This window comes from Microbacterium capsulatum, assembly GCF_030865425.1.
Lineage (GTDB): Bacteria > Actinomycetota > Actinomycetes > Actinomycetales > Microbacteriaceae > Microbacterium > Microbacterium capsulatum.
In genome coordinates, this window is sequence record NZ_JAVFCB010000006.1 from 14,173 (window position 1) to 33,308 (window position 19,136).

The 19,136-nt window shown below is 72.1% G+C and carries 17 protein-coding genes; 2 read left to right on the forward strand and 15 right to left on the reverse strand.

The features are described 5' to 3' along the window. Window positions 1-62: 62 nt before the first annotated feature. The 3 genes from RBR11_RS11210 to RBR11_RS11220 form a co-directional block, all read right to left on the reverse strand. On the reverse strand, window positions 63-1,850 hold the full coding sequence (locus RBR11_RS11210; protein WP_308489424.1) for a Na+/H+ antiporter: 1,788 nt from the start codon (window positions 1,848-1,850) through the stop codon (window positions 63-65). Between the two features lie 116 nt (window positions 1,851-1,966). Next, entirely contained in the window at window positions 1,967-2,377 is a 411-nt protein-coding gene (locus tag RBR11_RS11215; protein ID WP_308489425.1) for a rhodanese-like domain-containing protein, read from the reverse strand. Between the two features lie 10 nt (window positions 2,378-2,387). Beyond that, window positions 2,388-3,284, reverse strand: a complete 897-nt coding sequence (locus tag RBR11_RS11220; RefSeq protein WP_308489426.1) for a sugar kinase — start codon at window positions 3,282-3,284, stop codon at window positions 2,388-2,390. 135 nt (window positions 3,285-3,419) lie between these two features. On the opposite strand from RBR11_RS11220, the gene RBR11_RS11225 reads away from it, so the two are divergent. After that, entirely contained in the window at window positions 3,420-4,700 is a 1,281-nt protein-coding gene (locus RBR11_RS11225) for a type III PLP-dependent enzyme domain-containing protein (RefSeq protein WP_308489427.1), read from the forward strand. Window positions 4,701-4,709: 9 nt separating this feature from the next. Continuing rightward, window positions 4,710-5,441, forward strand: a complete 732-nt coding sequence (locus tag RBR11_RS11230) for an IclR family transcriptional regulator (RefSeq protein ID WP_308489428.1) — start codon at window positions 4,710-4,712, stop codon at window positions 5,439-5,441. Between the two features lie 84 nt (window positions 5,442-5,525). On the opposite strand, the gene RBR11_RS11235 is transcribed toward RBR11_RS11230, so the two are convergent. The 12 genes from RBR11_RS11235 to RBR11_RS11290 all read right to left on the reverse strand — a co-directional run bounded on the left by RBR11_RS11235 (window position 5,526) and on the right by RBR11_RS11290 (window position 19,096). Further along, window positions 5,526-6,044, reverse strand: coding sequence for a 2-oxo-4-hydroxy-4-carboxy-5-ureidoimidazoline decarboxylase (locus RBR11_RS11235; protein WP_308489429.1), 519 nt, complete (start codon window positions 6,042-6,044; stop codon window positions 5,526-5,528). A 172-nt stretch (window positions 6,045-6,216) separates the two neighbouring features. Beyond that, window positions 6,217-7,632, reverse strand: coding sequence for a cytochrome b/b6 domain-containing protein (locus RBR11_RS11240; RefSeq protein ID WP_308489430.1), 1,416 nt, complete (start codon window positions 7,630-7,632; stop codon window positions 6,217-6,219). Next, window positions 7,629-8,579, reverse strand: coding sequence for an electron transfer flavoprotein subunit alpha/FixB family protein (locus RBR11_RS11245; RefSeq protein WP_308489431.1), 951 nt, complete (start codon window positions 8,577-8,579; stop codon window positions 7,629-7,631). The genes RBR11_RS11240 and RBR11_RS11245 overlap by 4 nt, the downstream gene beginning before the upstream one ends. A gap of 53 nt (window positions 8,580-8,632) precedes the next feature. Next, window positions 8,633-9,409 carry an electron transfer flavoprotein subunit beta/FixA family protein gene (locus RBR11_RS11250; protein WP_308489432.1) on the reverse strand — a complete coding sequence of 259 codons (777 nt, stop codon included), beginning with the start codon at window positions 9,407-9,409 and terminating at the stop codon, window positions 8,633-8,635. Between the two features lie 28 nt (window positions 9,410-9,437). Then, on the reverse strand, window positions 9,438-10,271 hold the full coding sequence (locus RBR11_RS11255; RefSeq protein WP_308489433.1) for a crotonase/enoyl-CoA hydratase family protein: 834 nt from the start codon (window positions 10,269-10,271) through the stop codon (window positions 9,438-9,440). Between the two features lie 10 nt (window positions 10,272-10,281). After that, window positions 10,282-11,436 (reverse strand): thiolase family protein, encoded by a 1,155-nt coding sequence (locus RBR11_RS11260; RefSeq protein ID WP_308489434.1) that lies wholly within the window; start codon window positions 11,434-11,436, stop codon window positions 10,282-10,284. A 45-nt stretch (window positions 11,437-11,481) separates the two neighbouring features. After that, window positions 11,482-12,249 carry an SDR family NAD(P)-dependent oxidoreductase gene (locus tag RBR11_RS11265; protein WP_308489435.1) on the reverse strand — a complete coding sequence of 256 codons (768 nt, stop codon included), beginning with the start codon at window positions 12,247-12,249 and terminating at the stop codon, window positions 11,482-11,484. A gap of 1 nt (window position 12,250) precedes the next feature. Then, entirely contained in the window at window positions 12,251-13,399 is a 1,149-nt protein-coding gene (locus tag RBR11_RS11270; RefSeq protein ID WP_308489436.1) for an acyl-CoA dehydrogenase family protein, read from the reverse strand. A 12-nt stretch (window positions 13,400-13,411) separates the two neighbouring features. Further along, a complete protein-coding gene (locus RBR11_RS11275) occupies window positions 13,412-14,602 on the reverse strand; it encodes a CaiB/BaiF CoA transferase family protein (protein WP_308489437.1) in 1,191 nt (396 codons plus the stop codon). Continuing rightward, window positions 14,602-16,056 (reverse strand): MFS transporter, encoded by a 1,455-nt coding sequence (locus RBR11_RS11280; RefSeq protein ID WP_308489438.1) that lies wholly within the window; start codon window positions 16,054-16,056, stop codon window positions 14,602-14,604. The genes RBR11_RS11275 and RBR11_RS11280 overlap by 1 nt, the downstream gene beginning before the upstream one ends. A gap of 174 nt (window positions 16,057-16,230) precedes the next feature. Continuing rightward, a complete protein-coding gene (locus RBR11_RS11285) occupies window positions 16,231-17,217 on the reverse strand; it encodes a LysR family transcriptional regulator (protein WP_308489439.1) in 987 nt (328 codons plus the stop codon). Window positions 17,218-17,275: 58 nt separating this feature from the next. Continuing rightward, window positions 17,276-19,096 carry an ABC-F family ATP-binding cassette domain-containing protein gene (locus tag RBR11_RS11290; protein WP_308489440.1) on the reverse strand — a complete coding sequence of 607 codons (1,821 nt, stop codon included), beginning with the start codon at window positions 19,094-19,096 and terminating at the stop codon, window positions 17,276-17,278. Between the last annotated feature and the right edge of the window lie 40 nt (window positions 19,097-19,136).

Here is a 19,136-nt window from a genome sequence, read left to right on the forward strand (position 1 = left end):
GAACGGTCGCCGCGCCTGCCGAAGCGGTCGGCACCGGGGGCGGGGACCGGCGGCGGGAAGCGTCAGTCGAAGTCCTCGAGCCCCTGCAGGCGCAGCTGCTCGAGGTCGAGGCGCGCCGAGATCCGCCGCACGACGAGGTCGTCGACCGTGCCGGAGCGGCGCAGCCCCAGCAGCACCTCGCGCTTGCGATCGAGCAGCGCGAGCTTCAGCCGCGTGAACTCCTCGTGCCGGATCAGCGGCGAGCGCTGCATCAGATCGACGTCCTCCGAGGCGGCGATCATCTGCAGCGTCGCGCCCTCGATGATCGTCCGGCGAGGCGGGGCCGTGCCTGTGGCGTCGACGGTGTCGACGCCGTCCTCGCCCGTGCCGCCGATCCCGTCCGTCCCGCCGGCCGCGGCGAGCGGATCCGGCTCGCCCAGCAGCTTGTCCAGGGCGTCCACCTCGGCGTCGACGAGCGCCTGCTCCCGGGCGAACGTCCGCGCATTCGCGTACTCGAGCGCCTGGTACCCCTCGAACCGGATCCGGTCGCGCACCTCGTCGCTCACGCCGTGCTCGACCGCGAGCTCATCCAGCACGGCGAGCGCTGCACCGGAGATCGACCGCTCGGCGAGCTCGTACTCCTCGACCTCGGCCTGATCCGCGGGGATCCGCGCCCAGCGCACGATCGCGGGCAGCATCGTGCCCTGCACGAGCAGGCTGAGCAGGATCACCCCGGCGGTGACGAAGACGACCTCGTCGCGGCCGTCCAGCGCACCGCCGGCCACGGTCCCGGCCGGGACCGACAGCGCGATCGCGAGGGACACCGCACCCCGCATGCCGGCGATGGTGGTGAGCACGCGCGAGCGCGCGCGCACGCCCCGCGGCGGACGTGGTCCGGGATGCCGCTGGAACGGTGCGCTGAGCAGCTGGAACAGGTAGCGCACGATGAGCAGCACCACCCAGACGGCGAGCGTGACCAGCACGAGGCGCCCGATCGCCCCCACCGAGGTCTGATGCACGACGTACTGCACCTCGAGCCCGATCAGCACGAACAGGGATCCGTTGAGCAGGAACACGCCGAACGGCCACGCGGACTCGGCCTGCCGGCGGGAGGGGGCCGTGGTCACCCGCGGCGAGACGTAGGCGATGATGACGCCGGCGACGACGACGGCCAGCACCCCGGAGGCCCCGATCAGCTCGGCGAGCAGGAACGCGACGAACGGGATCAGCAGCAGCGTCGTGTTGATCACGATGGTCGAGGCGATCGAGCGCAGCAGCAGGTAGCCCAGCGCGGCGACCGCGACCCCGGCCGCGATCCCGCCGACGTAGGAGACCAGTACGGTCCAGGTCACGCTCAGCGGAGTGACGTGCCGGCCCACCGCGAGCGACATGCCGATCGCGTACAGCACGAGCGCGGTGCCGTCGTTGGTGAGGCTCTCCGCCTTGAGCTTCATGAACATCCGCCGAGGCAGCAGTCGGCCGAGTGCGGCGACGGCGGTCGCGTCCGGCGGCGCGACGGCGGCGCCGAGGATGAGCGCGGTCTCCCATGGCAGGCCGAACAGCAGTCCGATGCCGGCGACACCGAACGCGGACGCGACCACGAGCAGCGTGCTCATAGGCAGGATGTAGCGGAAGTCGCGGCGGATCGCCCGCAGCGACGTGGTCAGGCTCTCCCAGAACAGCATCACCGGCAGGAACAGCAGCAGCGTGGTCTCGGGCGGGAGCTGGACGGCGCGCAGGGCCGGGACGAAGCCGAGCAGCAGGCCGAGCACGACGAGCACGAGCGGGAGGGCGACGCGCAGGCGCGGTGCGAACAGGGCGCCCGCCAGGATCGTGAACCCCAGCAGGACGGTGACCTCGAGTCCTTGCATCGACGCCTCCCGAGCTCGCTGGCGCGACGACGTGCGCCGCCCGCGGAAGGCACAGCGCCGCGCACTGCCACTGTATTCCCGTGCCGTACGGAGCGGGAGGGATCCAGCTCCGCGGATCAGTCCTTCTCGGGGCCGGTCTCGGCCGTCACGAGCGGATCGGGGGTCATGCGCACGACCTCGCCGCCGCGCACGACCGGGAAGCCGTTGCGCGCCCAGTACTCGTAGCCGCCGATCATCTCCCGCACATCGAACCCGGCGGCGAGCAGATCCCGCGCCGCGACCGTGGCGCCGTTGCACCCCGGCCCCCAGCCGTAGACGAGGAGGGTCCGGTCCCGGGGCAACGCGTCCGGTGCCGTGGACGGCAGGTGCAGGGCGCCAAGGACGTGCCCGTGGTCCCACGACTCCTGCCGGCGGGTGTCGACGAGCACCGCCGTCCCCTCCGCGACCACGCGGGAGGCCGCGACGACGTCGATCTGGTAGTCGAGCAGGGCGTCGACGAAGGCGAGGCGCGCGCGCAGATCGGGCATGTCGGATCCCCTATCGTGCGGCGGGCGCGCCGTCGCTCGTCGACTGGAGCACCAGGTGCGCGCGCTCGTGCCCGCCCTGCAGGCATTCCCGCGGAGTGCGGCCGTGCAGCAGGCCATCGAGATAGCCGGCGGCGAATGCGTCCCCGGCGCCGACCGGTTCGACGACCGTGGTCGGGATCGCCGCGACGAACACGCTGCCCTCGGCGGAGAACTCGGTGGCGCCGACGTCCCCGTCCTTCACGATCAGGCGCCCGGGGCCGGGCAGGATCTCGCGCACGTCGTCCGCCGTCCGGCAGCCCCACAGGGTCTCGGCCTCGTCGCGGCCGACGAAGACGAGATCCGACCGGTTCGCGATGTCGCGCAGCACCGGGGCCGCACCCTCGGCGGTCCACAGACCCTGCCGGTGGTTGACGTCGAAGCTCAGCAGCGCGGGGCTCGCGGCGACCCGGGCGATCACGGATTCGATCAGCGCGGCGCAGTCCGCGGAGAGCGCGGGCGTGATGCCGGACACGTGCACGATCCGCGCCTGCTCCAGCGGGACGTGCGCGATCGTGGCCGGGCTCATCCGCGAGGCCGCCGATCGGGCCCGGTAGTAGAGCACGCCCCGGCCGGGGTCCTTGAAGTAGACGCCCGTGCGGGCCACGCCGTCGAAGGTCACCCAGCGCGTGTCGACGCCGTGATCGGAGATCTCCCGGTGCACCCGCCGGCCGAGCACGTCGTTGCCGAGCACGCTCACCCAGGACGCGGATCCGCCCAGTGCGGCGACGTGGATCGCCACGTTCGATTCGGCGCCGCCGATGCTCAGCCGCACGTCCTGCGCGGTGAGCAGGGATTCGGTGTCGAACGGGGCGATCATGGCCATGGTCTCGCCGATGGCGATCAGCGCGGGGACAGTGTCAGCATCCATCTCCGCGATCATGGCGCGCTTGAGCGGTATCTGCAACAGCCGTTGCACTATTTGCACAGCATGACCCGAGTCGGTAGCATCGGCAGTCACACGCGATGCGATCCGCATCCGCGTCGACACCCGCTCGGAGGACGCATGGCACCGCTTCAGCTGGACGAACTGGGCGCCGAGCGCCTGACCGCGCGCGACAAGGGGCTCCCCGACCGCGCCGTCGGACTGACCGTGGACCAGTTCCTCGCGACCGAGCCGCGGCTGTCCGAGTTCTGGACGCCGATCATCGCCCTCGACGACGAGGCGATGCGCGGCAACCTGGACGTGATGGCCCGATGGACGGCCGCGCGCGGACTGTCCCTCATGCCGCACGGCAAGACGACGATGGCCCCGGCGCTCTGGCAGCGCCAGCTCGACGCGGGCTGCACCGGGATCACCCTCGCCACGATGTGGCAGATCCGCGTCGCCCGCACGTTCGGCGCGGACTCGCTGCTGCTCGCGAACAGCGTCGTCGACGAGCGGTCGCTGCACTACCTCGCCGGCGAGCTCGCCGACCCCGGCTTCCGGTTCGTCAGCTGGGCCGACTCGATCCGGACGGTCGAACGCATGGAGCAGGTGCTCCGCGAGGCCGGCACCCCGCGTCCGGTCGACGTGTGCGTCGAGCTCGGCGCCCCGGGCGGGCGCACCGGCGCCCGCAGCGTCGAGGAGGCGATCGGGATCGGGCGGCGCATCGCCGCATCGGATGTGCTCCGGCTCGCCGGCGTCGCGGGGTATGAGGGCAGCCTCGGTCACGACCGCTCCCCCGCCGCGATCGACGCCGTGCGCGGATACCTCGGCGATCAGCTGGCCGTGCACGCCGCCTTCCGCGACCTGTACGACGAGGGCGACGTCTACGTGACCGCGGGCGGCAGCGCCTACTTCGACTTCGTCGCCGATGTCTGGGCCGACGCGATCGCCGCCGATGCCCGCACCCGGTGGACGCTGCGATCCGGCGCCTACATCGTCCACGACGACGGCTTCTACCGGGGCATCTCGCCCCTCGACCGCTCGGCGGCCGACGAGACCGGCGGCCGGTTGCGCTCGGCGATGCACGGCTTCGCCCGGGTCGTCTCGCACCCCGAGCCCGGCCTCGCACTGATCGACGGCGGCAAGCGCGACTTCCCGTTCGACGAGGGCCTGCCGGAACCGCAGCAGGTCGCCGTCGACCTCGGCGCGCCGGCACAGCCGCTGCCCGGCGCCGCGGTCGCGGCGATGAACGACCAGCACACGTATCTGAGGCCGGGAGAGACCGCCGTCGCGATCGGCGACGTGGTCCGGCTCGGGCTCTCGCACCCGTGCACCGCCTTCGACAAATGGCACTTCCTGCCGGTCGTGGAGTCCGCCGGATCCGACCGGGTCGTCGAACTCGTGCGCACCTTCTTCTAGGCGGCCGCGATGTCACAGAGCGTGAAGCGCGCGGCGGCCATCCTCGATGCGATCGCCACCCGCCCCAAGACGGTCGCCCAGCTCGCCGAGGAGTTCGGTCTGCACCGGTCCACGATGTTCCGCGAGCTGCAGTCCCTCGAGGAGGTCGGCTACGCGCGCCGGCGCCAGGACGGCACGTTCACACTGGGCTTCCACCTGGTCTCGCTCGCGCAGGCGTCGCTCGACAACCTCGACCTCCGCGAGGCGGCGTCCGCCCACGTGCGGGCGCTGCACGAGGTCCTCGGCAACACCCTGCACGTCGCCGCGCTCATGGGCGACACGATCGTGTACGTCGACAAGGTCGAGGATCCGGCCGGGGTGCGGATGTACTCGCGCATCGGATCCCGGGTCCTGCCGCACTGCACCGCCGTGGGCAAGGCGATCCTCGCCGACCTCGACGTCCCGCGCCGCGACGCCCTGCTCGCGGACACGGACTGGACCCCGCACACCGAGCGGACGATCACGACCAGGGCCGCCCTGGACGCCGAGCTCGAGATCGTCGCCGCCCGCGGCTGGGCCGTCGACGACGCCGAGTTCGAGGACTTCGTCAACTGCGTCGCCGTGCCGATCCGGACGCCCGCCGGCGTGGTCGGCGCGCTGTCGATGACCGCGATCCGGATGGTGCACGACGTCGAGCAGATCACCCGCCGCGTCCCGCTGCTGCAGAAGACGGCCGCGCGCATCGCCCGCGAACTGGGCTGATCCGGTCGCCCGACGACACGGAGGCGGGGTGCGGGAGATCGACTCTCCCGCACCCCGCCTCGTCGTTCGGCGGTGCGTCGGCGGTCAGGCCGACGCGAGGGCGCCCAGGATCTTCGGCAGGCGCACGTTCATCAGTCCGCGCAGCTCGGACTTGATCTGCTCGTTCTCGGCCGCGTCGTCGAGCGCGGTCCGGCGGTGCAGCTCGGACAGGATCTCGTCGCCGCTGAGGCCGGTCGCGCAGATCAGGAACACGTGGCCGTGACGGTCCTCGTAGGCCTGGTTCGCATCGTCGAAGGCCTTCGCGGTCTCGGCGTCCTGGGCGATCCCGCCCTCCTCGTCCCGGGACCAGCGGGACTCCGCGTCGTTGCCGGTGTAGACGATGCCGATCCGGTCCAGGCCGTTGTGGGCGCTGCGCACCTCGTCCTCGGTGAGGTCGGCGACCTGCGCCTGCGCGGTCGCGACGAGGGCGTCGACGCTGTCGTACGGACGCGCGGCGGTGACGGCGTCGGCGAACCGGCGGACGGGAAGGTGGCAGGACTCGAAGAGGATCTCCGTGAGCTCCTCGGTCGGGTAGGCGTTGAAGACGTCAAGTCCGTTGCTCATGGGCAGGGGTCCTTCCGGTGGGGGATGTGTCGAAGAGCCGCACGCGCGAACGCGCTCGTGATCGGCTGAGGGCGTTCGGACGCGGGCGCTTCGTCGCGCACCCCCACCCCATTTCTACACCTCGCCCCGCCGACCCGGCTGTGGTGAGACCCACTATGACGATGCGGCCGCCCTACCGCTCGCTGACCCTGCCGAACAGTCCGGCGATCGGGGCGAGCAGCAGCGGGCGCACGGCCGCCACGGCGGCACCGGTGAGCACCAGGGCGCCCAGGAACAGCCACAGCCCGCCCAGGCCGGCCTGATCGGATCCGGCGAACATGTGCCCGAGGTTCTTCAGCGCGCCGGTGGTGAGCACGAGGAACACGTGCACGATCACGAAGACGACGAAGAACAGCATCACCGGGTAGTGGATCCGGCGCGCGAGCGGCGCGGGGTACAGCCTGTTCAGCCGCCCCGCGTTCTGCGGCCACCACCGGCTCATGCGCACCCCGGTGATCGCGGCGAGCGGCGCGGCGACGAACACCACGGCGAAGTACATGAGCTGCTGCAGGCTGTTGTAGTTCACCCAGCCGTTCTCGGTGGGCCAGTCCAGCGTCGCGTACTGCAGCGCCGCCGACATCGCGTTCGGCACGACGTCCCAGCTCGTCGGAACCAGTCGCGCCCAGTGCCCCGAGACGGCCAGCAGCACGACGAAGACGACCCCGTTCAGCATCCAGAGCAGGTCGACGGCGGTGTGCAGCCACAGGTGGATGCTGATCTTGTTGCCGCCGGAGCGCGGGGCGAAGTAGGCCGGCGGCTTCTGCTGGTGGCGCACCAGCAGACCGGTGCGCACGATCAGCGCCATGAAGAAGAGGTTGAGGAAGTGCGTCCAGCCGACCCACGGCGCGAAGCCGGGGTCCGGCTGCGGGGCCGGCTGGTAGGCGCCGGGGAAGCGCTCCAGGAACGCGGGCACCCCGGGCAGCGTGGTCACGCCGCGGGCGGCGAGCACGAGCACGCCGAGTCCGAGAACGGCGCCGAGGCCGCCGAGCACGATGCGCTTCGCCCGCTGCCCTCGCGTCGTGCCGCGGACGACCGGCGCGGGGGCGGGGGTCGTCTCGGAACGGTCCGCGGTCGCCGGGGCGGCCGCGGTCGCCCCGGCGACCGCGCGGTGCTCTCGCGCCGTCAGGGGCGCAGGGCGGGGGTCGGCGAGGGCCGGCACGGCGATCGGATCCGCTTCCGCGGACGCGAGGACCGGATCCGCCGTCGCCGGCGCCGTCGCCGGCGTCGTCCCCGGCGTCTTCGCCGTCATCGGGGCGGATCCTGCGAGCGGCCAGGGCGCTCCCCCGGCCTCGCGCGGCAGGCCGCGTCGAAGCGGTGTCTCACCCGCCCCGACCGCGGAGGAGACCGGCGTCGCGGCGGGAACAGCAGGTGATGGCGAGCACACCGCCTCAACGGCGGCGACGGCGGCGACCGTGGGAGCGGAGACCGCTGCCGTGACCGTGGCCGTCCCCGCGCCCGGCCAGGCCGGGCCCACGGGCGGCCAGGGCGCGCCCCCGGCGACGCGCGGCAGACCCTGCCGGATGCCGCGCTCGATCGTCGTCGCGCTCACGCCCGCAGCCCCTCGAGGGCCGACACCAGCTGCGGCACGACCTCGTGCACGTCGCCGACGATCCCGAAGTCGGCGATCTCGAAGATCGGCGCGTCCGCGTCCTTGTTCACGGCCACGATGAACTTCGACGTCTGCATGCCGGCCTTGTGCTGGATCGCCCCGGAGATGCCGAGCGCGACGTAGAGCTGCGGCGCGACCGAGACCCCGGTCTGGCCGACCTGGTGGCTCTGCGGCACCCAGCCCGCGTCGACCGCCGCGCGGGATGCCCCGACGGCCGCCCCGAACGCGTCGGCAAGATGCTCGGTGAGCACGAAGTCGTCCTTGGACCCGAGCCCGCGACCGCCGGCGACGACGATCTTCGCGCCGCGCAGTTCGGGCCGGGAACCGGCCGCGACCACCGGCTCGACCGAGAGCACCGCGACCGGGCGGACCTCGCTCGCGGGCACCTCGAGCAGTGCCTCGACGAGCGGCTGGGCGGTGGCGCGCGCGTCCACGGCGCCCTGGCGCACCGTGATCACCGGGGCGCCCCAGGTCACCGCGGACCTGACCGTGTACGCCCCGCCGTAGGCCGCGTTGACCGCGGTCACGCCCTCGTCGTCGCGCGCGACGCCGACCGCGTCGGAGATCAGCCCGGAGCGGGTGCGCGCGGCGAAGCGGGCGGCGGCCTCGCGCCCGGCGTTCGAGTGCGACACCAGCACCGCCTCGGGGTGCACCTGCGCGGCGGCCGCGGCGAGCGCGTCGACGGGCGCGGTCCCGGAAGCCGCGCGCAGCACACGGACCGCGCCGAGACCGGCCGCCTGGGCCGCCGCGCTCTCGTCGCCGAGGACGACCGCGACCGGCGTGCCGACGAGCGCGGCCGCGCCCAGCAGCGCCCCCGACGACCTCGCGGGCGCTCCGCTCGGCGAGGCGTCCAGCAGCACCAGAATCGAGTCCGTTGCGAATTCCATGATGTGATCCCCTGCGGTCCGTGAAATGTGTGTCTGCCTGCCGGAACGCGGGCTCAGACGAGCCGGTTCTCGATCAGGAACGAGGTCAATTGCGCGACGGCGCTGCCGTCGTCGACGACCTTGACCCCGGCCTGCCGCGGCGGGCGCGCGGAGATCCCGATCATGATGGCGCGCGAGGCCGTCATGTCCTCGGCGTCGATGCCCAGGTCGCCGAGGGTCTTCACCGCGATCGGCTTCTTCTTGGCCGCCATGATGCCCTTGAAGTTCGCGAACCGCGCGTCCGGGAGCTGCTCGGTGATCGAGATCACCGCCGGCAGCTCCGCCCGCACCTGCATTACGGCCTCGTCGCCCGCACGGGTGCCGGAGACGGCGCCGGTCTCGATCGCGACGGTGCCGAGGTCGGTCAGCACGGGCACCGCGAGCAGCTCGGCGACCATGGCGGGGAGCATCCCCGCGGTTCCGTCCGTGGACTGGTTGCCGGCGATCACCAGGTCCCATCCGTCGGCGCGCAGCGCGGCCGCGATCACCTCGGCGGTCAGGCCCAGGTCGGCGCCGACGAGTGCGGGGTCGGCGACGTGGGTCGCCGTGCCCGCGCCCATCGCGAGGCCCTTGCGGATGCTGGTCGTCGCCGAGTCGGGGCCGACCGTGAGGATCGACACCTCGACACCGTCGACGGCGTCGGCGTGCGCGAGCGCGACCTCGAGTGCGCGCTCGCCGATCTCGTCGATCACCGCCTCCGATGCGCCGCGGTCGGCGAGCCCGGTCTCCAGGCTGAGCGTGCGCTCGCCGTAGGTGTCCGGCACTTCCTTCACGAGGACCACGATCTTCATCGGCTCGCCTTTCTGCACATGCTCGTCATCAGGATCCGGTCCACACCGGATCGCGCTTCTCCACGAAGGCCCTCGCGCCCTCGGCCGCATCGCGGGATCCGCGGATCGCCGACGTGACGGCGCGCTGCCTCTCGAAGCGCTCCTCGAGACGCCAGTCCGCCGCGTGCAGCAGAACCTCCTTCGAGGCCTGCACGGCCAGCGGCGCGTTGTTCGCGATCTCGGCGGCGAGCGCGAGCGCACCGTCCAGGGCAGCGCCGGCGGCCGTGACCCGGTTCACCAGGTGCAGCGCACCGGCCTCCGCGGCCGAGATCCTGCGGCCGGTGAGCACGAGCTCCATCGCCACGTGGTAGGGGATCCGTTCGCGCAGTCGCAGCAGTCCGCCGCCGTTCGCGGTGATGCCGCGGGTCACCTCGGGCAGGCCGAACAGGGCGTCCTCGCCGGCGACGATGAGGTCGCAGGCCAGCGCGATCTCGAATCCGCCGCCGAGGGCGAACCCGTCGACGGCCGCGATCACCGGCTTGCGTGCGGTGCGCTCGGCCACGCCGCCGAACCCGCGGCCGGGGACGATCGGGACCTCCCCCGCCGCGAACGCTCTGAGGTCCATGCCGGCGCAGAAGCTGCCGCCGGCGCCGCGGACGACGCACACCCGCAGCTGCGGGTCCGCATCGAACTCCTCCAGGGCCCCGGCGAGCGCGGTCGCGAGCGCCAGGTTGACGGCGTTCTTCGCGTGCGGACGGTTCAGCGTCAGCACGAGGATCCGATCGCGGACCTCGCGGCGCAGCGGCTCCTCCGCGGCGGCGGCTCCGGGCGCGGCGTCGCGCACGGCGGCGGGCGCGGCCGCAGCGACGTTCTGCTCTGTCACGGCTGTGGCCTCAGATCTGCAGGTTCTCGTAGATCGTGGCGTTCGCCATGCCGCCGCCCTCGCACATGGTTTGCAGGCCGTAGCGGTGCCCCTCGCGCACCATGCGATGCACCAGCGTCGCGGTCAGGCGCGCGCCGGATCCGCCGAGCGGGTGGCCCAGGGCGATCGCGCCGCCGTCCGGGTTGACCTTCTCGCGCGACACCCCGGTGTCGGCGAACCAGGCGCCGACGACGCTCGCGAACGCCTCGTTCACCTCGAACGTGCCGATGTCGTCGATGCCGAGCCCGGCGCGCGACAGCACCTTGTGCGTGGCGGGGCCAGGGGCGTCCAGCATCGCGATCGGATCCGAGCCGACCACGGCGGTCGCGTGCACGCGCACGAGCGGGGTGATACCGAGCTCGCGCGCCTTCTCGCTGGTGGTGATGATCACCGCACTGGAGCCGTCGGAGATCTGCGAGGAGTTCCCCGCGGTCATCCGCCCGTCCTCGCCGAAGACCGGGGCCAGGGCCGCCAGCGCCTCGATCGTCGAGGAGCGGCGGATGCCCTCGTCGGCGGAGAAGACGCCGTCCTCGGTCATGATCGGCACGATCTCCTCGGCGAAGTGCCCGGCGTCCTGCGCGGCGGCGGCGCGCTGGTGCGACTGGAGCGCGAGCTCGTCCAGCCACTCGCGGCTGAGACCGTGGCGCTTCGCGAGGATCTCCGCACCGCGGCCCTGGTTGAGCTCGGACGCCCCGACGTTCGCCAGCAGCTGCTCGCTGAACGGGTCGCCCGGACCGTTGCGACGGGCCGTGCCCAGGGGGATCCGGGTCATGTTCTCCACGCCGCCGGCGACGACGATGTCGTTCTGCCCGGAGATCACCGCGGCCGCAGCGAAGTGGATGGCCTGCTGGCTCGATCCGCACTGACGCTCGACGGTGGTGCCGGGCACGGTGACCGGCCAGCCGGCGGACAGCACGGCGTTGCGGCCGATGTTGCTGGCCTGCTCTCCGGCCTGGCCGACGCAGCCCCAGATCACGTCGTCGACGACGGACGGGTCGATGCCGGCCCTGGCGACCAGGGCGTTGAGCACGGCGGCGGACAGGTCGACCGGGTGCAGACCGGCGAGGGCGCCCTTGCGGCGGCCGACGGGGCTGCGTACCGCGGTGGCGATGACTGCATCACGCATGATGACTCTCTTCTTCTCTGACGGTTCTTCTCGGGCGGCGGTCGCTCAGCGCGGCGCCATGCGGATCGCGCCGTCGATGCGGATCGTCTCGCCGTTGAGCATCCCGTTGGAGATGATGTGCTCGGCGAGCGCCGCGAACTCGTCCGGGTCGCCGAGGCGGCTCGGGTGCGGGATCGACGCGGCGAGCGACTCGACGATGTCGGGGCGGCCCGCGTTCAGCAGCAGCGGGGTGGCGAAGGTGCCGGGGGCGATCGTGCACACCCGGATCCCGACCTTCGCGAGGTCGCGGGCCGCGGGCAGGGTCATGCCGACGATCGCGGCCTTCGAGGCGGCGTAATTGATCTGCCCGATCTGGCCTTCGAACGCGGCGACGCTGGCGGTGAGCACGACCACGCCCCGGTCGCCGTCGAGCGGCTCGTTCTTCGCCATGTGCTGCGCGGCGAAGCGCAGCACGTTGAACGTGCCGACGACGTTGAGGTCGACGATCCCGGCGAAGTCACCCAGCGGTGCGGCGTTGCCCTCGCGGTCGAGGATCCGCATCGGGCGGCCACGGCCCGCGCAGTGCACCAGTGCGCGCACCGGCCGCGCGGCGGCGGCCTCGGCGAACGCGGTGGAGACCTGCTCCTCGCTGGTGATGTCGACGCCGGCGAAGCGCACGCGCTCGCCGAGCTGGGCGGCCACCTCGGTGCCGGCGGACTGCGGCAGGTCGAGGATGGTGACGGTGGCGCCCGCACGGTGGAGGCGCTCGGCGGTGGCCAGGCCCAGGCCCGAGGCGCCGCCGGTGACGACGACGTGCGAATCGGCGATCCGCATCTCAGAGCCCCAGCGACTTCGCGACGACGACCTTCATGACCTCGTTCGTGCCGCCGAAGATCCGGCTGACGCGGGCGTCGGCGTACAGCCGCGAGATCGCGTACTCCCGCATGTAGCCGTAGCCGCCGTGCAGCTGCAGGCACTGGTCGATGATCCTGCCCTGCGCCTCGGTGACGAACAGCTTCACCATCGCGGCGTCGGCCGGCGTCAGGGTGCCCTCGTCCAGCGCGACGACGGCCTGGTCGATCATGCTCTGACCTGCCTGCAGCTGGGTGGCGCACTCGGCGAGCACGAACTTCGTGTTCTGGAAGTGCGCGACCGGCTTGCCGAAGACGAGGCGCTCGTTGACGTAGTCCAGCGCGAGGCGGTGCGCGGCCGTGGCCGTGGCCTGCGCGGTGATCGCGATCGACAGCCGCTCCTGGGAGAGGTTGTTCCCGAGCATCCCGAAACCCTTGTCGACCTCGCCGAGCACATTGGCCGCGGGCACGCGCACGTCCTGGAACGCCAGCTCCGCGGTGTCGGAGGACTTCAGGCCCAGCTTGTCGAGGTTGCGGCCCTTGATGAAGCCGGGCATGCCGTCCTCGACCACGAGCAGGGTGAGGCCGTGCCGGCGGTCGTCGTCGTCGCGGGAGGTGCGCGCGGCGACGATGACCAGGTCCGCGTTGATGCCGCCGGTGATGAACGTCTTCGCGCCGTTGAGTATGAAGTCGTCGCCGTCGCGGACGGCGGTGGTCTTCATGCCGGCGAGGTCGGATCCGGTGCCCGGCTCGGTCATCGCGACCGAGGCGATCAGGGATCCGTCGGCGAAGCCGGGGAACCAGCGCTGCTTCTGCTCGTCGTTGCAGTAATGCAGGAAGTACGGCAGCACGGTGTTGAGGTGCACCTGCAGCCCGCCCAGGGAGGCGGCGGCGTAGCCGATCTCCTCGAAGGCGATCATGTTGAACAGGAAGCTGTCCATCCCGCCCCCGCCGTACTCCTCGGGGATCTGCAGGCCGTTGATGCCGAGGTCGGCGGTGCGCCGGAACACCTCGCGCGGGACGGATCCGTCCTTCTCCCACTGGTCGATGTGCGGGACGACCTCGCTGCGCATGAAGTCGCGCACGGCCTCGCGGAACGCGTGGTGGTCTTCGTCGAAAATGGTGCGTCGCATGGTGCTGATTCCTTACTGGGCGTCGACCGGGCCGATGGCGCCGGCGTGGGAGAGGGAGGCGATCTCGGCGGGGCTGTAATCGAGTTCGGCGAGGATCTGCGCCGTGTGCTCGCCGAGCGCGGGCGCTCCGGCGGCGGGGCGGCGCGTGTCCGTGCCGATCGTGTAGGGCGAGCCCACCGTCCCGACGCGACCGAGGGCGCCGTCGGTGTCGATGAGGATCCCGATGGCGCGCACGTCCTCGCTGCGGGTGAGGTCCGTGTAGGTGCTGATCCGGCCCGCGACCAGGCCGTTGCCGGTGAGCAGCTCGAGTGCCGACGACGTGGTGCGCTCGGCGAACGCCGCGCGCAGCTCGTCCAGCAGCGCCGGGCGGTTGCGCACCCGGGCGGCGTTCGTGGCGAAGCGCTCGTCGACGGCGAGATCGTCGCGGCCGATCAGCGTGCACAGCCTGGCGAAGTGGGTCTGCGAGTAGGCGGAGAGGATGAAGGCGCCGTCGGCGGTCGTGATGATGTCGGCCGCGGGGGCGACCGTGGGCTGACCGCTGCCGACCCGCTTGGGCTCGACGCCGTTCGCCAGGAACGCCCCGATCATCGGCGCCTGCAGGTGCATCGCGACCTCGAGCAGCGACGTCTCCACGATGTCGCCCCTGCCGGTGCGCAGCCGGTTGACGTACGCGCCGAGCACGGCCGCCGCGGCGGCGTAGGCGGTGGCCGCGTCGACGATCTGCGCGCCGACCTTCTGCGGGTCGCGGTCGGGCTCGCCGGTCATGTGCATGAGGCCGCTCTCGGCCTGCGCCGTGATGTCGAGCCCCGACCGCATCTTCGACGGCCCGGCGGTGCCGAAGGCCGAGATGCCGGCGTAGACCAGGTGCGGATGCTCGGCGAGCAGCGTCTCGCCGTCGAGGCCGAACGAGGCCATCACGCCGGGACGCATGTTCTGCACCACGATGTCGGCCGCGGCGATCAGGCGCCGGGCGATCGCCAGTCCGTCGGCGGACTTCAGGTCCAGCACGATGCTGCGCTTGCCGCGGTTGAAGGCGTTGATCATGGCCTCGCCGTGCACGCCGATCGAGCGCGCGGCGTCACCCGAGTGCGCCTCGACCTTGATGACCTCGGCGCCCATGTCGGCGAGCAGCTGGGTGGCGGCGGGGGCGGCGATGAACTGACCGAAGTCGATCACCCGCACTCCCTCGAGCGGCCGCGACATCAGTCGTCCTCCGTCGCGGCGGCGTCCGCGGCGGTCGTCGCCACGGCCTTCCCGTCGCCCTTCGCGCCGAGTTCGCCGTGCCTGGCGGCCCACGCGTTGACGCGGTCGAGGTCCTTGTCGGGGCGGATGAAGATCGTGGCGAGGATGGCGCCGCCGGCGATCATGAGGCCGATGACGGCGAAACCCGCGTCGTAGCCCGCCGAGGGGCTGCTGCTCGCACCGCCGACGGTGAAGCCGAGCACGAGCGGCGAGACGATGCCGGCGAGGCTGGACAGGGCGACGATGCCGCCCATGATGCCGCCGCGCTTCTTCGGGTTGATCATGTCGCCGAGGGCGGCGAAGCCCACGCCGATCGAGGCGGTGTTCAGCGAGAACGCGAGGGCGACCAGGGTCAGCTGGAACCAGCCGACGGGAACCAGGGTGAAGCCCCACATGGCCAGGCCGGACCCGGCGACCAGGCCGCCGGCGAGGTAGCCGCGCGAGACGCGACGGGAGAAGCCGCGGGCGTAGAGCCGGTTCGAGACCCACCCGGCCAGGATCGAGAAGACCGCGGCGGTCGCGAAGGGAAGCGCGACCAGGCGGCCGACGGTGATGGTGTCGTAGCCGAGGCCGTCCGCGAGATACACCGGGAGCCAGGCGACCTTGAGGCTGGTGGACCAGTAACTGAAGAAGTTCAGCAGCGCGACGCCGATCACCGTGCTGGTACCGAGCAGCACGCGGTAGGGCACGTGCGCCGGGACGGTCGCGGCGATCGCGGCCTTCTTCTGCGCCCTCTTGGCGGCGCGTGCGGCGGCGCGCGGCGAGAGCGCGGCGGGCTCGCCCGTGCCGCCGTCGTCGTGCGCGGATCCGCCGAAGACGAGCCAGGCGAGCGCCCAGGCGATACCGCCGACGGCGAGCACGGCGAAGCCGGTGTGCCAGCTCCACTGGACGATGATCCAGGAGAGCACCGGCGCCATCACGAGCGGGCCGAGCGAGGATCCGGCGGTGACCACGCCCGAGGCGAGGGCGCGCTTCTCGGCGGGGAAGAGCAGCTGCACCGAGTGGTTGGCGAGCGCGTATGCGGGGCCGACGGCGAAGCCGAGGATCACGCGGCAGGCGAGCAGCGTGCCGAATCCGATGACGCCCAGCAGCGGGATCATGGTCGAGACCCAGACCAGCATCAGCGCGGCGAGGTACCAGCGCAGCTTGATCCTGCTGGAAAGCGCGCCCAGCAGCAGCGCCCCGGCGGCGAACAGCCAGTAGAAGCCGCTCTGGATCACGCCGAACTGCTGCGCGCTCAGGCCCAGGTCGTGCTGGATGTGGGTGCCGGCGAGGCCGATCAGCGCCTTGTCCGAGTAGTTGAAGAACAGGAAGATCGCGAGCAGCAGCGTGATGGTCCACGCGCGCACCGGCGTCATCCTCCTGCCCGGGCGTCCGGGCGCCGTCGCGGCGGCGGTCACTGCGTGTGAAGACATGGTCATCCTTGACTCTTGGGGGGCTCCGACCTGCCGGTCGGTGCCGCTGGTCCTCGTCGACCGAGATGCGGATCACATCTCGATGGATCCATCCAAGAAGAAGAGACCGATCACGTCCAATACAAGAATTGGACCGGATTGACCGTAATCACCTATCGATCGTCGCGCTCCCCGTCAGAGCGACGCGTCCGCTGCCATGCGGGCGTCCCACTGCGCCATCTCGGCCGCGGCGCGTTCGACCAGCGGCACCGCTGTCGCGTCGTCGGCCTCGACCGCCGCGACCCAGGAGTGCAGCGACGCCTGCGCCGCGGCGAGCAGCGCGGCACCCGCCACGGTGAGCGGCCCGGGGCGCTTGACCAGGTAGATCGAGGTCGAGATCGCCGGGTCCAGTTCCCGCACCACCCCGCCGCGCTGCCAGAACGTGGCGCCGAGGCGCAGCGGGACGATGCCCATCGCCCGCCCGGACAGCGCCAGCGGCAGCACCGCCTCGCGCTGACGGGCCTCCAGCACGACCTTGGGCTCCACCCCGTGCCGGCGCAGGGTGGACTCGATCACCTCGCGCACGCCCGACTCGCGGTCGCCGAAGACGAACAGCTCGTCGCGCAGCATCGCCAGCGGCACCGGATCCGGCCATTTCTCCTCGCTGCCGGGCGGGCACAGCAGCACATAGGTCTGCTCGACGAGCCGAATGTACTCCAGGTCGTCGGCGCTCGCCACGCTCACGAAGCCCACCTCGCTGGTGCCGTCGCGCACCATCTCGGTGACCCGCCCGACGTCCGGGCTCTGCTCGACCCGGCAGCGCACCTGGGGATGCACCTTCAGGAAACCCGCGATCCAGTTGGAGACCGGATCCGTCACGAGCTCCGGCAGGCACGCGATGTCCAGGTGCCCGGCGCGCGCCGCGGCGATGTCGGTGACCACGCGCTGCGCGTTCTCGACCTCGCGCAGGATCGCCCGGGCGGATCCGACCAGGCCCTCCCCCGCACTGGTGAGCACGATGCCCCGCCCGACCCGGTGGAACAGCTCGACGCCGAGACTCTTCTCCAGCGCGCGCATGGTCTGCGAGATCGAGGACTGGGCGACGTGCAGCGCCTCGGCGGCGCGGTGCACCCCGCCGTGCTCAACGATCGCGAGGAAGTACTCGAGGTGGCGGAGGTTCATCGTCGCTGCCTCTCGTCGGCGTGGGGCGGATCCGCGGGGCGGATCGGAGCGGAGCGGGTCAGCCGATCTGCTCGGTGAGTTCGAACCAGCGCAGCTCGAGCTCGTCCACCTCGTCCTGCTGCTCCTGGATGGCCTTCATCTTCTCACCGAGCCCGGCGTAGTCGGACTGGTCGTGATCGGCGAGGGCGTGCTTGGCGCTCCCGATCGCGTCGTTGAGCTTCTGCATCCGGCGTTCGAGGGCGGCGAGCTCCTTCTCCGCCGTGCGCAGCTCCGCGCCGCTCAGCGCGGGCGTGATGCCCTGCGCAGGGGCGGGTTCGGCCGGGGCGGCGCCCTTCGGCGCCGCGTCCTCGAGTGCACGCAGCCGCAGGTATTCGTCGACCCCGCCCGGAAGGTGCCGCAGGCGGTGGTGCAGGATCGCGTACTGCTGGTCGGTGACGCGCTCCAGGAAGTACCGGTCGTGGCTCACCACGAGGAGCGTGCCCGGCCAGGAGTCGAGCAGGTCCTCGATCGCCGCGAGCATGTCGGTGTCCATGTCGTTCGTGGGCTCGTCGAGGATCAGGACGTTGGGCTGGTCGAGCAGCACGAGCAGCAGCTGCAGCCGGCGCTGCTGCCCGCCGGAGAGGTCCTTGACAGGCGTGGACAGCTGTGCTGAGGTGAACCCGAGCCGCTCCAGCAGCTGCCCGGGCGTGAGCTCGGCGGCCTTGGATCCGGTCCCGAAGGTGTACGTCGTGCGCAGGCGCCCGATCACCACGCGGACGGGCTCGTCCCACACGTCCTGCAGCTCGTCGAGGCGCTGGGTGAGGGTGCGCACCTGCACGGTCTTGCCGTGCTTGACGCGCCCCGAGGTCGGCGCGACCGTGCCCGCGACGAGGCTGAGCAGGGTCGACTTGCCGGCGCCGTTGACGCCGAGGATCCCGGTCCGCTCGCCCGGAGCGATCCGCCATTCGACCTCGCGCAGCACCTCCCGCTCGGGGGCGGATCCGGTCGCCGGGAACGTGACGCCCGCGTCGATGAGGTCGACGACGTCCTTGCCGAGCCGGGAGACGGCGAGGGACTGCAGCGCGATCCGGTCGCGGATCTCGGGCACATCGGAGATGAGGGCGTTCGCGGCGTCGATCCGGAACTTCGGCTTCGAGGTGCGCGCCGGGGCACCGCGGCGCAGCCAGGCCAGCTCCTTGCGGGCGAGGTTCTGCCGCTTGGCCTCAGTCGCCGCGGCCATCCGGTCGCGTTCGACGCGCTGCAGGATGTACGCCGCATAGCCGCCCTCGAAGGGCTCGACGATGCGGTCGTGCACCTCCCAGGTCTCGGTGCAGACCTCGTCGAGGAACCACCGGTCATGCGTGACGACCATGAGCGCGCCCTGGTTCGCGGCCCAGCGCCGCTTCAGATGCGCGGCGAGCCAGGTGATGGCCTCGACGTCGAGGTGGTTCGTGGGCTCGTCGAGGGCGACGATGTCCCAATCCCCCGCGAGCAGCTGCGCGAGCGCGACGCGCCGGCGCTGACCGCCGGACAGGTCGGCGACGGACGCCTCCCAGTCGAGATCCCGGACGAGGCCGTCGATCACATCGCGCACCCTGGGGTCACCGGCCCACTCGTGCTCGGGGGTGTCGCCGACGATCGCCCGCCCCACGGTGAGCGCGTCGTCGAGCACGTCGGCCTGGTCGAGCACGCCCATCCGCGTGCCGCCGCGCACGGTGACCCGGCCGGCGTGCGGCTCCAGCCGGCCGGAGAGCATGGCCAGCAGGCTGGACTTGCCGTCGCCGTTGCGACCGACGATGCCGATGCGGTCGCCCTCCTCGATGCCGAGGGTGACGGAGTCGAAGACCACGCGCGTGGGGAACTCGAGGTGGAGGCCTTCGGCCCCGAGAAGATGTGCCATATCGCCTTCCAGGGTAGTCGGCGAGGGTCCCCGACCCGCG

What these genes read in the sequence shown, in the direction of transcription:
- RBR11_RS11235 (WP_308489429.1), bottom strand. Translation starts at nt 6,044, where the DNA reads ATGAGCAACGGACTTGACGTCTTCAACGCCTACCCGACCGAGGAGCTC.
- RBR11_RS11250 (WP_308489432.1), bottom strand. Translation starts at nt 9,409, where the DNA reads ATGAAGATCGTGGTCCTCGTGAAGGAAGTGCCGGACACCTACGGCGAG.
- RBR11_RS11285 (WP_308489439.1), bottom strand. Translation starts at nt 17,217, where the DNA reads ATGAACCTCCGCCACCTCGAGTACTTCCTCGCGATCGTTGAGCACGGC.
- RBR11_RS11230 (WP_308489428.1), top strand. Translation starts at nt 4,710, where the DNA reads ATGTCACAGAGCGTGAAGCGCGCGGCGGCCATCCTCGATGCGATCGCC.
- RBR11_RS11290 (WP_308489440.1), bottom strand. Translation starts at nt 19,096, where the DNA reads ATGGCACATCTTCTCGGGGCCGAAGGCCTCCACCTCGAGTTCCCCACG.
- RBR11_RS11220 (WP_308489426.1), bottom strand. Translation starts at nt 3,284, where the DNA reads ATGGATGCTGACACTGTCCCCGCGCTGATCGCCATCGGCGAGACCATG.
- RBR11_RS11210 (WP_308489424.1), bottom strand. Translation starts at nt 1,850, where the DNA reads ATGCAAGGACTCGAGGTCACCGTCCTGCTGGGGTTCACGATCCTGGCG.
- RBR11_RS11280 (WP_308489438.1), bottom strand. Translation starts at nt 16,056, where the DNA reads ATGTCTTCACACGCAGTGACCGCCGCCGCGACGGCGCCCGGACGCCCG.
- RBR11_RS11245 (WP_308489431.1), bottom strand. Translation starts at nt 8,579, where the DNA reads ATGGAATTCGCAACGGACTCGATTCTGGTGCTGCTGGACGCCTCGCCG.
- RBR11_RS11270 (WP_308489436.1), bottom strand. Translation starts at nt 13,399, where the DNA reads ATGCGACGCACCATTTTCGACGAAGACCACCACGCGTTCCGCGAGGCC.
- RBR11_RS11275 (WP_308489437.1), bottom strand. Translation starts at nt 14,602, where the DNA reads ATGTCGCGGCCGCTCGAGGGAGTGCGGGTGATCGACTTCGGTCAGTTC.
- RBR11_RS11260 (WP_308489434.1), bottom strand. Translation starts at nt 11,436, where the DNA reads ATGCGTGATGCAGTCATCGCCACCGCGGTACGCAGCCCCGTCGGCCGC.
- RBR11_RS11225 (WP_308489427.1), top strand. Translation starts at nt 3,420, where the DNA reads ATGGCACCGCTTCAGCTGGACGAACTGGGCGCCGAGCGCCTGACCGCG.
- RBR11_RS11215 (WP_308489425.1), bottom strand. Translation starts at nt 2,377, where the DNA reads ATGCCCGATCTGCGCGCGCGCCTCGCCTTCGTCGACGCCCTGCTCGAC.
- RBR11_RS11265 (WP_308489435.1), bottom strand. Translation starts at nt 12,249, where the DNA reads ATGCGGATCGCCGATTCGCACGTCGTCGTCACCGGCGGCGCCTCGGGC.